Source organism: Gammaproteobacteria bacterium (assembly GCA_029882975.1).
GTDB lineage: Bacteria > Pseudomonadota > Gammaproteobacteria > SZUA-152 > SZUA-152 > JAJDNG01.
Map to the genome: position 1 here is coordinate 61,968 of JAOUJW010000026.1, position 14,300 is coordinate 76,267.

The following is a 14,300-nucleotide window of genomic DNA, read 5'->3' on the forward strand; positions in this document are numbered from 1 at the left end:
ATTTTTCTACTCAATCCGCGCGCAATTGAAATAGTCCGTAACATCCCTTTGTGTCTGCTGCGGCAGCTCCGGTACAACCCAACCCTGAATCCGAGCGAAGTTATCGTACCAATACTCAAAACTGGCGGCATCTCTAAAGACGATGGTGGGCCTATCAGTGGTTTGTTCATAAGCCGCTACCACATGTCCCGCATGAATCAGGCCTATGATGGCTTGTCTAAAATGGTCTTTGCTACCATTCACGCGCTTGGAATTGCTTATGATGGAATGGGAAATAAAAATTTCCGGTGCTTCAGTCATGTTCTATCCGGTGTTATCTATCTAATTGATATTTAATGAGATATCAACTATAACATCAACCCCTAAAAACAAACAGTTTGCAAATCACATACCATATTCGCCCCTGTCTACTGATTTGGCACCTCGAAAAATTCCTCGTAAGGCTTACCCTTAGAATCTACGCCCTGACGATAACGCCATACCGTCCCCGTTTCCAAATCAATTTTGAAAATAGATTTCATCGATACAGAATTGCCACGAACAATCGCATTGTGCTCCGCAATAAATATCTGATAGCGCTGTTTCTTGGCTTTGTCTTCCTCCAAAAGTGGCTCATGTCCCATAGCCTTGGAACTGATAAAAACCGCAACCAAAGACAGTGCGGCAAAAAAACTCAATTTGTTCATTATGCTCTCCAAATCATTTCAAACCACAACATCTTTATTAAGAACGAAAGATATAACTGTTGATCCTTTTCTTTTTTAGTTATATGAAGCTCCTCATTCCAGCAATTGAGTATATCCTATTGGCAGGAAATAAAAAAAACCCCTACACATTTTATTAATCAGTTTGTATAGTTAAGTAAAGTTTCCTCAACTAATTACCCAGAATCGTGTTACGGATCGCACATAAAAAAGAGGTGGTAGAAATGGGAGAAAAAATCAGCCGTTCCAGTGAACACGGTTATATGTTGTACTACCGCAGGCCGGTTCAGTCCCGGAACAAAATGCTGTGGCTATGCTACATCGCGGACGAAGATAAATGGGCGCTTTCCTCCACACCCTACTTTCCCAAATCCGTCGACCTGGGTTACCGCTGGACTTCCCGAACCGAAGGTGTCATTACACTCAATATGGTTTCAAATCATAAATTCGGCTCCGACGCAATGTTTCTTGCCATTGAAAAATGCAAAGCTACCATCGCCCGAACATCCCCATCCAAAACAGACAAAACACCCGTTACCCCAAACAAACAAGAAAACGCCCTGGAGCAACGTTAAAGCAAATTCTGATCAATCGCTTAACATGTCAGATCCCAATGCCCCAACAGACTGGGCGGTGTACAAAGCCGCTGTATGGCGCAAACATTCCCAGTCGCTTCGCTTTGTTAAAAACACAGATACGATCAGCTTAGATGACCTGGTAGGCATTGACACACAAACGTCCCAATTACTGCGCAATACCCATAGTTTTGTCAACAACCATCCTGCCAATCACGCTTTACTGTGGGGTGCTAAAGGTACGGGCAAGTCTTCCCTCATCAAAGCGATTTTTAATGAACTAAGTTCGAAAGGCTTACGCTTGATTGAAATGGATAAAGATGATTTAGCATTTTTTCCGGACGTAGTGGATACCATCCGTGAACAGCCGTTTAAGTTTATTATCTTTTGCGATGATCTGTCCTTCGACCCTCAGGAAACCCAATACAAACACCTGAAAAGTGTCTTGGAAGGCTCCATCGAAGTGCCTCCGGACAATGTCCTGATTTATGCCTCTTCCAATCGGCGGCTTTTGATGCCTCAATTTATGCAGGACAATCTAGAGTCCTTCTCCGATCAGGGCGAAATTCACTTTAGCGACACCATTGAGGAAAAAACCTCTTTAGCGGACCGTTTTGGCTTATGGCTGTCTTTTTATGCGCCGGACACACAAAGCTATTTACGCCTGGTAGATCACTACCTCCCCCATGAAACTGACCGACACACATTGCACATTTTAGCGAACCGTTTCGCCATTGCCCGAGGCTCAAAAAGCGGGCGTACCGCAAAACAGTTTGCGATACACTATAGCCAAAATCAGTTTTTACAATCGCAACAAGAACATCAACAACGAACACAAAAAAACCACGGAAAAATTAATACGGATGTCTAATTGATTATGTGCGGACGATTCACCCTGTCTCATACTATAATGGAAGTACTGCAACAATTCGAAGCCCAATCGGAGCTGTCGGAACTGGAGGCCTCCTATAATATCGCACCGACTCAACCGGTACTGGCGATTCGAAGCGGCGCATCCGGACGCGAAGCCGGTATCCTGCGTTGGGGCCTGATACCCTTTTGGATGAAAACCTTGCCCAAAAATGCCCCGATGATCAATGCGCGGGCAGAAACGGTAAAGGAAAAACCCGCCTTTCGCGCCGCTTACAAGCAGCGCCGCTGTCTCATACCCGCGGACGGTTACTACGAATGGACAGCAACTGAAACCGGCAAGCAACCCTACTATATACAAAGGCAGGATAAACAAATTATGGCGTTTGCCGGATTGTGGGAACTGTGGACTGACCCAAAAAACGGCCAATCCATCACCTCCTGCGCCCTTTTAACCACAGAGGCTAATGCCGATACATGTCAAATTCACGACCGCATGCCGGTTTTCATTGAGCCGCAACACTACGAAGAATGGCTAAGTAACGATGATCCCTCTGTGTTGTTACAAGCCTCTCAAAGCGGGAAACTGGTCACTTATGCAGTGGATCGTTTTGTTAACCGCCCAGCTAATAATAGCCCCAAATGTATCGATCCCATTGAATAGAAACCCATGTTAAACAAGCAAATGAACACGGTTTAAGATGATTCCGGGCTTATTCAAACAATGGCAGCGCAGTCGCGCCAAGTTCGTGGCAGATATCGATATTTGGCGCAGCGCCCGCCGCAGTTTTACAGTACTGACTGTGTTTATTGCGGCACACACGCTGCTAATGATTCGCTTCGAAAATCTTTCACTGGGGGATGCATTGTGGCTGACCCTGACCACTATAACCACGGTGGGCTACGGCGACTTGTCCGCCGCCAGTGTGGAAGGTCGCATCAGCACCATCATCGTCCTGTATTTTGGTGGGGTGTTTGTGTTAGCACATTTTGCCGGAGAATATTTCGAAGGCCGACTGGAACGAAAAAAACGCATGTTAGAAGGAAATTGGGAGTGGGATATGGTTGATCATTTACTGATAATCAACACACCGGCATCAGGGGGTACAGCCTATTTTTTACGCTTGTTTACCCAGATTCGAATGATTCCGGAATTGAAAAATATTCCTATCCAGATACTGACACGCCAGTATCCGGAAGGATTACCCACAGAACTGCGCAAACTGCGCGTAGTACATCACACCGGATACCCGGATAAAAAACAGAACCTCGAAGCGGTCAACGTTCGTGCTGCCAAATATATCGTGGTGCTATCCAAACACGAGTATGACATTACCTCAGACGCTTTAACTTTCGACATCCTGCATCGGATTCAGGAATTGGGGTCAAACCAAGCTTTTGTGATTGCCGAATGTATTGATGATGAAAATCGCGAACGCTTAGTCAACGCCGGCGCTCATGCGGTACTGCGCCCGGTGCGCTCCTATCCGGAATTGCTGGTACGCGCCATTGCCGCGCCCGGTTCAGAGAAAATTCTGGAAAACCTTTTTATGCATGACGGCGATCATCCGCAACGTTATGAGGTTAAGGTTAAACACCAAACCTGGGGCCAGGTCGTGTCTTTACTGATGTCGGCCGGATGCGGCACCGCATTGGCCTACATCGATGAGTCGGGCGAGCCGGTCTGCAACGCACCGCCCAATCAGGAAGTCAACGCTCAAGCTTTATTGCTTATGGTAAGAGAAAACCAGGAGCCCAGTTCCGAACATATACGACGGGCATTGCAGATCAACGAGAGCCTTATTTAATTCCCGCTTCTCTTTGTTTCTGCCGGATATAAGCAATAATATGCCCGGTGTCTTCAGGTGACATAGCAATAGGCGGCATATTTCCAAATTTCCAATGATGCTGTTTCACGCCATCACGCACAGCCCAATGAAAAGCAATATCTGCATGATGTTTGGAATTGTACACCTTGTGCACCAAAGGCGGCCCACGATCACTGCCTTTTGCAGCTGCACCGTGGCATTGCGCGCACATGGAATGAAACAATTGCCCACCCTTTTGAGCATTACCCACAAATCCTTCCGGCGGTAAGTGCTGTTTCTGGCGCCATTGTTCCGGCGACGGTTTGTCACAAGCTACTAATACAGACACAGCCACAGTGAAAATAATGAATTTAATTACCATGCCCAATTTCCTTGTTAGGTAGTAAATTCAATTATATAAGAAAAAAACCTATAAAAGAAAAAAGCCCGGACGAACCGGGCTTAAGCAGCAGCAAAACAAATCGTTATTATTAGCGTGCCCCAAACGGAATCACGGAGGCGCTAGGCAAGGGAGTTAAAACACGCTTCCCGCTTTTCACGCTTGTGACACTTTCGTAATCATTGTACAACTGGTTCAAACGCTCTAATGAATCCCACATCATATCCGAGATGGCCACACAAGCCGCTAACGGAGTTTTTTGTGTTTCCCTCACACGGTCCACTTTCCACTGTAGACACCGCAAACGCTCCTGTCTTTCTTCCGCCACACTACCGATAAATTCATCCACCGTTTGCTGACGCAACTCTTCAAACGCCTGTGGATCTTTTACAGATAATTCAGCCCACAATTCAAAATTAAATTTTTCTTTTTGGAAAGAGTTACTAACCATACCCCGACTCCCGTTGCTGATCTTGCGCCCCAATTGGGCTACTGTCGGGCAAACCAGAAAGTTAAAAGTTACTTGTTACATGCACTTAATAATTCGAATCCTTCATTGTATAATTGCAGACAGTAACTGAATACCACGACTATTTCTTTAAAACCCGGGCCCGAACCCTCTCGAACTACCGGATAGTGCCACCCCGAAACTTCACTCTCTGAATTAAACTCTAGTGCACTTGAAGAACATTATCCAGATATCCCTGTGGGAGTCAATGCAGCTATGCTGTTGTATTTATTGATTAATAATTTACCTATTTTGTAATGCTTTGTTTTTATGGTAAATATTAAATCCTCTGTAACAAAAAATTGTTTAATATTTAACCTTTCCACCTTGCTCTTTGGTTTTTCAAGGACTTTTTAACATTTCTAGACGTAAGTAGTCGCAATCTATCGAAGTTCTGACTAGAATTTATCTCCTTTTCAAGCAACATAACCATATATTATATACGTGATTAAGTTTATCAAAGGCCAACGCTGGCAAAGCGACACCGAATCCGATTTGGGCATGGGCCAGGTTAGCGCTGTGGACTTTCGCACCGTCACCATCGAATATCCAGGCGCCCAGTGTACCCGAGTCTACGCAGCCGACAATCCACCCATTACCCGTGTACATTTTGGTGAAGGCGATGTGGTTCAAAGTGTAGACAACTGGAGTATGACCGTTACCCACGTCAAAACCTGTGACGATTTATTTGTTTACTGCGGTTTGGATGACAATAAGCGGGAACGAGAATTACCTGAAATGGAGCTGGCACATTTTACTCAATACAGTTCACCCAAAAATCGCTTAATTCTTGGCCAAGTGGATCCTACTCATTGGTTTGAATTGCGACTAAAGAGTCAGGACATATTGTACCGATTGAGCCAAACAGCGGTTAAAGGCCTTTATGGACCCCGCATAGGCCTTATTCCACATCAGCTATACATTGCCCACACAGTAGGTCAAAGGCCTGCTCCACGCGTGCTCCTGGCCGATGAAGTGGGGTTGGGAAAGACTATCGAAGCCGGACTGATTTTGCATCAACAGGTGCTCAACGGTCAGGCGCAACGCATACTCTTGCTGGTACCGGAAACCCTGGTGCATCAGTGGCTGGTGGAAATGCTCCGCCGGTTCAATCTGCGTTTCAGTATTTTTGACGAAATGCGCTGTGAGGCCATTGAGGAGTCGGCGGATTTGGACCCGGATGGAACCGCAGTCAATCCTTTTCACACGGAACAACTGGTGTTATGTGGCATCGATTTTTTGATTCAAAACCCACATTGGCGCGACTATCTGTTACAGGGGCAATGGGATCTCTTAGTGGTTGACGAGGCCCATCACCTACAGTGGGATCCACAACTGGCCAGTGCGGAATACCAATTGGTGGATCAATTATCGCAGACCACCCCGTCCATGTTGTTGTTGACAGCGACTCCGGAACAATTGGGTGCCGCCGGTCATTTTGCTCGCTTGCGGTTACTGGACCCCAATCGGTTTCACACTCTGGAAGCCTTTGTCAAAGAAGAAGAAAGCTACAAACCGGTAGCCAAAGCGGCCTTAAGTGTCTTAAATGGTGAAAAAATCGGCGTGACTGCCAAAAAGGCATTAAAACGTTATCTGGGCGATGACTATGATGAAGCTACGTTGAATCAACTTAACGAAGCCAAAAAGGAAACCTCAAAAATTGCGGCCGCGCGGGAGGCTATTGTACACCAGCTCATCGACCGGCACGGTACCGGCCGAGTATTGTTTCGTAACACCCGCACTGCCATCGCAGGATTCCCGCAACGACAAATGCACGAATACAAATTACCGACCGTCAAGGAATATCAGCAATGCATTAAGCTATTGTTGAGCGATAAAGAGCTGAACACGGTATTTCTAAAAGCCATTCGGGCGCCATTACAACAATTGTTGCTATCACCGGAACTGATTTATCAAACCTTGTTTGAATTGGGGTCCACCTTGGACACCATACAAAGTCATTGGACCAACATTGATCCGCGCTTACCCTGGCTTGCGACTTTATTAAAGGAATTGAAACCGCAAAAAGTGTTGGTCATCTGCGCCAATCGCAATACGGTTCTGGATCTGGAAAAAACCTTAGCCAAATCCGGGCACCGTGTCAGCGTGTTTCATGAAGGCATGAGCATAGTGGAGCGGGATCGAGCCGCCGCTTACTTTGCCGATATGGAAAGCGGCGCCGGCACTTTGATCTGTTCTGAAATCGGCAGCGAAGGCCGCAACTTCCAGTTTGCCCACCACTTGGTTCTCTTTGATTTACCGTATTTACCCGATTTATTGGAACAACGAATTGGCCGCCTGGACCGTATCGGTCAGACTCAAACCATAGATATTCATGTTCCTTACCTTAGTGGGTCCGCTCAACACACCTTGTTTCGCTGGTACAACGAAGGCATCAATGCCTTTAACCAAACCTGCGCTCCGGCACAAACCATTTTCAACCAGCTAAAGTCCCGTCTGCATAAACAGTTGGAAACTCAGCGTGGCGCCACATCCAAGGCGATGGCCGATCTACTGCAACAGACACAAGAGCTGCACCGCACAACGCTGAAGCAGTTACAACAAGGCCGAGACCGCTTGCTGGAGCTAAACTCGCATCGAAAAGAGAATTCTGCACAATTGATTCAAGCCATTGAACAATGGGACCAGGATGCGGAATTGCCGATTCACCTGGAAAAGATTTGTCATTTGTTTGGGGTGGAGTTTGAAGACCACTCCGATCGTGCCTACATCATTAAACCCTCGGACCACATGCTTGTACCCAGCTTTCCGGAACTTCCCGAAGAAGGCATGACCGTAACATTTGACCGGGATACAGCTTTGGTGCACGAGAATATGGTCTTTCTGAGCTGGGAGCATCCTTTTGTTATAGCCGCCATGGACATGATTCTCAGCGGTGAGTTTGGCAGCACGGCCTTTAGCGTTATCAAACACCCGCAGGTGCAAGCCGGTACACTGCTTCTGGAATGTGTATTCATCGTTGAATCTGTAGCTCCGGCAAAACTGCAAATGGAGCGATTTTTGCCCCCTACCCCGATTCGCGTATTAATGGATGAACAAGGGCAAAATTACAGCGAGAATCCCGCCTTTCAACAACTAAACGTACAGGCAATGGAGCTGGATAAAGACACCATCAAAGAAGTTGTGGCCAGTCGCAAACCACTCATACTAAACTTACTCCATAGTTGTGAAGAAGTGGCCTTGACCCATTCATCCAAACTTTTAAACAACGTTAAAAAGAATGCAAAAAACATCAACTTAACCGAAATAGAGAGAATGGAGGCGCTAAAAAAAGTGAACCCAAGTGTGCGTGAGGAGGAAATTGAGTTGCTACAGCTTCGTATGCAACAAATTTTGTCAGCCTTATCCACCAGCAGCACCAAACTCAGTGCAATACGGTTGCTGGTTTCCACTTAGGTCATTTTATAAACTTGTAGAACCGTCATGTCGCTGTATTATTTCAAAATCATTCGCTTAATTCTGCTTTTAAGCTGTGCCGTCCCGCTTTTGGTCGCTGCCCAAACCCAACACACCGAAACCCTCCCTGATGATGTGGACATCCTCATCAATAAACACCCGGGTTCCGGCAACTACTTGATCTTATGGATTGCCTCCGGTTATGGCTTTAGAGACGGTCATGTGGAAATGGCGCGACGCCTGGCCAAAAACGGTATCGAGGTATGGCAAATCGACTTATTGGAATCACAGTTTCTGCCTCGCTCGGTCGATGCCATCAAAAGCCTGAACGGCAAACATGTCGCAGACTTGATCCAAATCGCGAGACAGCAAAGTGGGAAGAAAATCGTGCTGATGGCAGGCTCCTACGGCTCTGTCCCCGTACTTAGAGGCATGCGGATTTGGCAAAGCACACAGCAAAACGCACAGACAGGTCATACCGCAGTGGTGGGCTCGATTTTATTTTCGCCCAGCCTTTACCAGAACATTCCCCCACTGGGCATGGAACCGCAATACCTCCCCATAACCTATTCCAGCAACAGTCCCATTTATATTTTTCAGGGAGCCACCCATGGTACCCGCTGGCAATTAAGCAAATTAGTCGATGCCTTGCACAGCGGGGGCTCTCAAACCTACACCCACTTACTGCCGGATATTGGGTCGGTGTTTTTTGAGCCGGAGAATCCCATTGTAAAACCGCAATTCGATCGTCTTCCCAGGCGTATTGTCAATGCCATTAAGTTACTGCAATCCGCACCTATGCCTCAGCAGGCGGCTGACTGGACCGAGATCCAGCGGCAGAAACACACCGGTTTGGACAATAGACTCAAACCCTATCGTGGTACACCGGTTCCGCCACCTATTGATCTACCCGATATTTCCGGGAAGCGATATACCCGACAAAACTACATTGGCCAGATTACCGTCATTAACTTTTGGGCCAGTTGGTGTGCCCCCTGCGTAGAAGAAATCCCTTCTTTAAACCGCTTGCGCAGCAAAATGTCCGCGAAGCCGTTTGAACTGATTTCGATTAACTATGCTGAAAAAACCCAAACTATCCAGGAATTTATGAAAACAGTGAAAGTGGATTTTCCCGTCTTACTGGATGTTGACGGTAGCGAGGCCGGCGTCTGGAATGTCATCGCTTTTCCTTCTACGTTTGTGATTGGACCGGATGGCCGCATACACTATGGTGTCAATGCCGGCATTGAATGGGATCAGGATGAAGTCTTGCAAAAATTGAATCTTCTACTGTCTCCCCCCCAATAAGCCAGCCACTGCCGCGATTCTTGTAACGCCCTGTAAAAACGGTATACTAATTAGAGCTCGGTGAGCTTGTTCAACTTACTGAAATCATTTAGTAAATGTTCCCGGCCGACTTTTTTGCCTCGAAATTCAGAAGCTGACACAAACATTGCATAAGGTAGGGTCGGTGGCTATTTACCACGAAGCAAACTTTGACCTGGATCTCAGTTCTGCATTAAGCCGTTGAATCATTTGGAGATGTGGAAACTTTTTATTACTATTGCAGGTCAAATTTCCAAACAACCGGGGACTGTAATATCTCAATGCCCATTCATTCTTTTTCCATCTCACAATGGAACAGGTTGGCAGTTAGCTGCGTATAAACGCAATTTTATTAATTCATTCGAAAAAAGACGCATCGCTATGTACATTTTGAAACAACGAACTGCTGCACTCTTTCGCGTTCACACACTATCTCGCGTTCTCCTCCTATTCTGCATTAGTGCCATTTTTCCGGCGTTGGCTGCCGATCCTGATCTGTTCCCACGCCCACCGGAAATCGAAGCGGATGTTCGGTTTTGGGTAAAAGTGTTTACTGAGGCCGACACCACTCAGGGGTTTATTCATGATGACCGCTATCTGGGTGTTATATATGAGAAAATCAATGTTCCTCAGGGCATTAAACGCCGCGCCAAACAAAAATACATCGAAGACCGTAAAGATCGCTTTGAAAAAATACTCAACACTCTGGCAAGCGGTAAGCGCTCCGGATTGAGCCAAGATGAAAAACGCGTATTGGATTTGTGGCCTGAAAATGTGGACAACAACACCTTAAAAACCGCTACCAAACACATTCGATTTCAACTGGGTCAATCCGATAAATACCTGGCCGGATTGAAACGCTCTGGAGCTTGGAGAGATCACATTATCAAAACTTTGGATGATATGGGCCTCCCCCGGGAAATTGCTTCCTTACCCCATGTCGAATCGTCTTTTAATCCCAAGGCCTACTCCAAAGTGGGCGCCGCCGGTCTGTGGCAGTTTACCCGCTCCACCGGGCGTCGCTTTATGCGCGTGGATCATGTTGTTGACGAACGGATGGATCCTTTCAAAGCCAGTGTGGCTGCCGCGCGATTGTTGGAAAATAATTATTCTGTCACCGGTACCTGGCCCTTGGCTCTCACCGCTTACAATCACGGCGCTGCCGGTATGCGTAATGCCGCCCAGAGCATGGGCACTACCGACATCACGACTATTTTGCGTAAATACAAAAGCCGTAGCTTTAAATTTGCCTCACGAAACTTTTACGTGGCTTTCTTGGCTGCCGTGGAAGTGGAACACAACGCAGAAAAATTCTTCGGTAAGGTTCAACTCAACCCACCCATTGTGGATGAATTGGTCTCTGTCCCCGGTTATATGAATGTTACGGATATTTCCAAGGCGCTGGGACTCAGTGTATCTTACTTGCAACAAAAAAATCCCGGATTACGTCCCCTGGTCTGGCGCAAACAAAAATATGTGCCTAAGGGTTATGAAATTCGTATTGGCAAAAACGATATGCCGGCGGATGTGGTCACGCTGCAGTCCAAACTCAAAGCCTCGCGCCTTTTCGCCCGACAAAAACGGGATATTTACCATAAGGTCCGTCGTGGCCAAACCTTGTCCAATATCGCCCGCCGCTATGGCGTGCAAATTCGGGATTTGATGGCCGTGAATAATTTGCGCAGCCGCCACCGAATCCGGGTGGGACAACGGTTACGGTTACCACAAAAAGGCTCCAGGACTATGCTGGCGCAGGCCCCGGATTCACCCTTGTCTATTCCGGAAAGTGGAATATACAAAGTTCGTCGCGGCGATACCATTGATAGAATCGCACGGCGCCATAAGCTCAAAGCGAAAAATATTCTGGCCTATAACAACCTGGGTCGAAAAGGTCGAATCTATCCGGGTCAGAAACTCCGGTTGAAACCCTATCCCGCAGCCACAACTATTGCAGCGAAAACACCGCAAGCGAATGAGGTTACACCCACGCAGGTTGCCACGGCAGATAGTGTAAAAGAAGAATCGCCAACAACCGTTACTACGTCAGACACCCCCGAGACGGCGGTGGCGGCACTGGACCAAAAAGCGCAGGAACAAGCCGCTACAGCTGAAGTGGACCAAGCGCAAACTGAGGACTCAACGGAATCTACAGCTGCTGAAGCAACGGAAACTACAACTGCTGAAGCAACGGGTTCTGTACAAAACGATGAATCATTATCCTCCGGCGCCATTGGAGGTGATGCAATCCAAACCGATGAAACGATTTCTGAAAATGTGATCGTGGTTTCTGATACCGAAGTCGCTGACGAAACAACCGTAGCAGCCAGTACCGATGTAGATCAGTTGGATGACAAGACGGTGGAACAAGTTGCGAAACTTCAGCCGGTAGAAGAACCGCGCGTGAAAAAAGAGCTGACGCTGGATCAGGTCTTGGATAAGCAAATGGAAGCGCTGGACCAGGGCACTGCCTTTCCTGAGAACAATACCGATACCAATCTGGCAGCAGACCCAACGGATTATTCTGTTACGAAAAACGCCACTATTGTGGTTCAAGCGGCGGAAACCTTAGGTCATTATGCCGATTGGCTCAAAGTGACGGCCAGTAAGTTACGCCGGATTAACCGCCTGCGTTACGGAAAACCCGTTATTATCGGTAAAAAAATTAAATTGGTATTTTCTAAAGTGAGCAAGGATGAATTTGAAAAACGGCGTAAATCCTATCACCAATCCTTGCAAGAGGCATTTTTTCAAGAGTTTGAAATCACCGGGTCAGACAAACATACCATACGCCGGGGCGATTCTGTTTGGTTCCTGGCAAAAAGGAAATACAAGATACCTATTTGGTTGTTGCGACAATACAACCCGGACCTGGAACTGAATAAAATCATTCCCGGCACAGTGGTTAAATTCCCCAAGGTGGTACAAAAAGAAACCCCGGAAGTGTCTAAGTTGCCGAAAGAAACAGTGGCAGAAGCGGAGGTTGCGGCTGCTACGCAAGCAAATAGCCCGGCTAAGCTAATCGATTGATCAGGGCGATTGATCAGGGGTTAATTGGTAACGAGTAGGTTACTAAGTGGTCGCTAACACACATGCCAGTCCCGACCGCGATGACCGGTTTAGGCCTTTGCAGGAGTCAGCCCAGCGCCTAAGAAGCGCTGGGCAAGAAAGTATCCACGAACTTGTTTGGTTCAGGCTCTTTTAGCTTGTTTTACCGCTGGTTCCGGCAGCGTGATGTTCAATTCCAGTATTTCACAATTACCATCCTTCTCGACGGTAACCTGAATCTGATCATGATCAATAACCACGTATTTTTCCACCACCGCCAGAATATCCTGTCGCAGGGCCGGCAAATAATCGGGACCGGAACGATCACCATGCTCTCTAGCTAAAATAATCTGTAGCCGTTCTTTAGCAACAGACGCGGACTTTTTCCTTTTGCGTAATAAATAATCTAGTAAAGCCATATCAAGTTCCAAACAAGCGTTTGAGAAAACCTTTCTTTTCCGGATCTAGAAATCTGAAACTCAGCTCTTCTCCCAGGATTCTAGCCACCAGGTCCTGATATGCCATACCACTGGGACTGGATTCATCGTGGATAACCGGAATACCCGAATTGGAAGCCTGCAGGACCGTGGTTGATTCAGGAACCACTCCTGCCAATTTAATGCCCAGCAAATCGGTAATATCGTCGATACTGAGCATTTCACCATCTTGAACCCGATTGGGGTCGTAACGGGTAATTAATAGATGCTCTTTAATGGGCTCCAAGCCTTCCAAGGCACGTTTGGATTTAGCTTGCAATATACCCAACATGCGATCCGAATCCCGTACTGACGAGACTTCCGGATTGGTGACGACAATTGCTTCATCCGCATAATACATTGCCATGACGGCACCAGCCTCAATACCCGCTGGAGAATCACAAATCACAAAGTCGTGGGATTGCCGTAATTCATCCAAAATGGCACCGACTCCATCCAGAGTTAAGGCGTCTTTATCTCGGGTTTGTGACGCAGGTAAAATCTCCAGATTGGCAAGACGCTTGTCCTTGATCAAAGCTTGTTTTAACGAAGCCTCGCCCTGAATCACATTGACAAAGTCATACACAACGCGGCGTTCGCAACCCATAATCAAATCCAAGTTACGTAAACCGACGTCGAAATCAATGACAACCGTTTTATAGCCTTTCTTAGCCAATCCGGTCGCAACGCTGGCACTGGTTGTGGTTTTACCCACACCGCCTTTACCAGAGGTCACAACAATTATTGTGGCCATGGCAGCCTCCCACAAGTTTTGGTTACACTAAAATTAATTGCCATAGTATGACTAATCCTCATCAGTCGAGAGTAATAATTTTCAATTGTTCACCTTCCAGATAAATCTGCACGGATTTTTTATACAGATCTGCTGGGACTTTATCTTCAAAAACGCGGTAATTCCCGGCAACAGCCACCAACTCCGCTTCCATACTATGACAAAATATCCTGGACTCACTGTTGCCATCCAATCCGGCCAACGCTCGACCCCTGAGCGGTGCATAAATATGAATATTACCATCAGCCATTACTTCGGCACCGTGGTTAACAGCACCCAGAATCACTAAGTCTCCGCCTTTTGCATAAACTCTTTGGCCGGACCGAATGGGTTGTTTGATAAATTTGGAAGTCTCGGTGACAAAAACCGACGCTGTTT

14 protein-coding genes are annotated in these 14,300 nt (G+C 46.9%); 7 read left to right on the forward strand and 7 right to left on the reverse strand.

The features are described from left to right. Positions 1–6: 6 nt before the first annotated feature. Together OEY58_16900 and OEY58_16905 are read right to left on the reverse strand one after the other, a co-directional pair. Complete coding sequence (locus OEY58_16900; GenBank protein ID MDH5327138.1) at positions 7–300, reverse strand: hypothetical protein; 294 nt, start codon at positions 298–300, stop codon at positions 7–9. Between the two features lie 107 nt (positions 301–407). Next, positions 408–686, reverse strand: coding sequence for a hypothetical protein (locus OEY58_16905; GenBank protein ID MDH5327139.1), 279 nt, complete (start codon positions 684–686; stop codon positions 408–410). Between the two features lie 242 nt (positions 687–928). Between OEY58_16905 and OEY58_16910 the strand changes: the two genes are divergently transcribed. From OEY58_16910 to OEY58_16925, 4 genes are read left to right on the forward strand one after another with little or no spacing between them, the layout of a single operon-like run. Then, positions 929–1,279, forward strand: coding sequence for a hypothetical protein (locus tag OEY58_16910; GenBank protein ID MDH5327140.1), 351 nt, complete (start codon positions 929–931; stop codon positions 1,277–1,279). Positions 1,280–1,304: 25 nt separating this feature from the next. After that, positions 1,305–2,150 (forward strand): ATP-binding protein, encoded by an 846-nt coding sequence (locus OEY58_16915; GenBank protein MDH5327141.1) that lies wholly within the window; start codon positions 1,305–1,307, stop codon positions 2,148–2,150. A gap of 6 nt (positions 2,151–2,156) precedes the next feature. Further along, the gene (locus OEY58_16920) at positions 2,157–2,813 is read left to right on the forward strand and encodes an SOS response-associated peptidase (GenBank protein MDH5327142.1); all 657 of its coding nucleotides are present in this window, start codon (positions 2,157–2,159) and stop codon (positions 2,811–2,813) included. Between the two features lie 37 nt (positions 2,814–2,850). Next, positions 2,851–3,957 carry an ion channel gene (locus tag OEY58_16925; protein MDH5327143.1) on the forward strand — a complete coding sequence of 369 codons (1,107 nt, stop codon included), beginning with the start codon at positions 2,851–2,853 and terminating at the stop codon, positions 3,955–3,957. Here the strand turns inward: OEY58_16925 and OEY58_16930 are convergent. Further along, positions 3,950–4,339 (reverse strand): cytochrome c, encoded by a 390-nt coding sequence (locus OEY58_16930; GenBank protein MDH5327144.1) that lies wholly within the window; start codon positions 4,337–4,339, stop codon positions 3,950–3,952. The genes OEY58_16925 and OEY58_16930 overlap by 8 nt on opposite strands. A 109-nt stretch (positions 4,340–4,448) precedes the next feature. Beyond that, entirely contained in the window at positions 4,449–4,808 is a 360-nt protein-coding gene (locus OEY58_16935) for a DUF3135 domain-containing protein (GenBank protein MDH5327145.1), read from the reverse strand. Between the two features lie 501 nt (positions 4,809–5,309). Between OEY58_16935 and rapA the strand changes: the two genes are divergently transcribed. The 3 genes from rapA (at position 5,310) to OEY58_16950 (ending at position 12,635) form a co-directional block, all read left to right on the forward strand. Beyond that, positions 5,310–8,282, forward strand: a complete 2,973-nt coding sequence (gene rapA, locus OEY58_16940) for an RNA polymerase-associated protein RapA (GenBank protein ID MDH5327146.1) — start codon at positions 5,310–5,312, stop codon at positions 8,280–8,282. A gap of 27 nt (positions 8,283–8,309) precedes the next feature. Beyond that, positions 8,310–9,590 carry a TlpA family protein disulfide reductase gene (locus OEY58_16945; GenBank protein MDH5327147.1) on the forward strand — a complete coding sequence of 427 codons (1,281 nt, stop codon included), beginning with the start codon at positions 8,310–8,312 and terminating at the stop codon, positions 9,588–9,590. A gap of 399 nt (positions 9,591–9,989) precedes the next feature. Next, positions 9,990–12,635, forward strand: a complete 2,646-nt coding sequence (locus OEY58_16950; protein MDH5327148.1) for a LysM peptidoglycan-binding domain-containing protein — start codon at positions 9,990–9,992, stop codon at positions 12,633–12,635. Between the two features lie 161 nt (positions 12,636–12,796). Here the strand turns inward: OEY58_16950 and minE are convergent, their stop codons facing one another. The 3 genes from minE to minC form a co-directional block, all read right to left on the reverse strand. After that, positions 12,797–13,072: a cell division topological specificity factor MinE gene (gene minE / locus OEY58_16955; protein ID MDH5327149.1), complete on the reverse strand. Its 276-nt coding sequence runs from the start codon at positions 13,070–13,072 to the stop codon at positions 12,797–12,799. Position 13,073: 1 nt separating this feature from the next. Beyond that, the gene (gene minD, locus OEY58_16960) at positions 13,074–13,883 is read right to left on the reverse strand and encodes a septum site-determining protein MinD (protein ID MDH5327150.1); all 810 of its coding nucleotides are present in this window, start codon (positions 13,881–13,883) and stop codon (positions 13,074–13,076) included. Between the two features lie 61 nt (positions 13,884–13,944). Continuing rightward, the coding region (gene minC / locus OEY58_16965) for a septum site-determining protein MinC (protein ID MDH5327151.1) at positions 13,945–14,300 on the reverse strand (356 nt) is incomplete at its 5' end.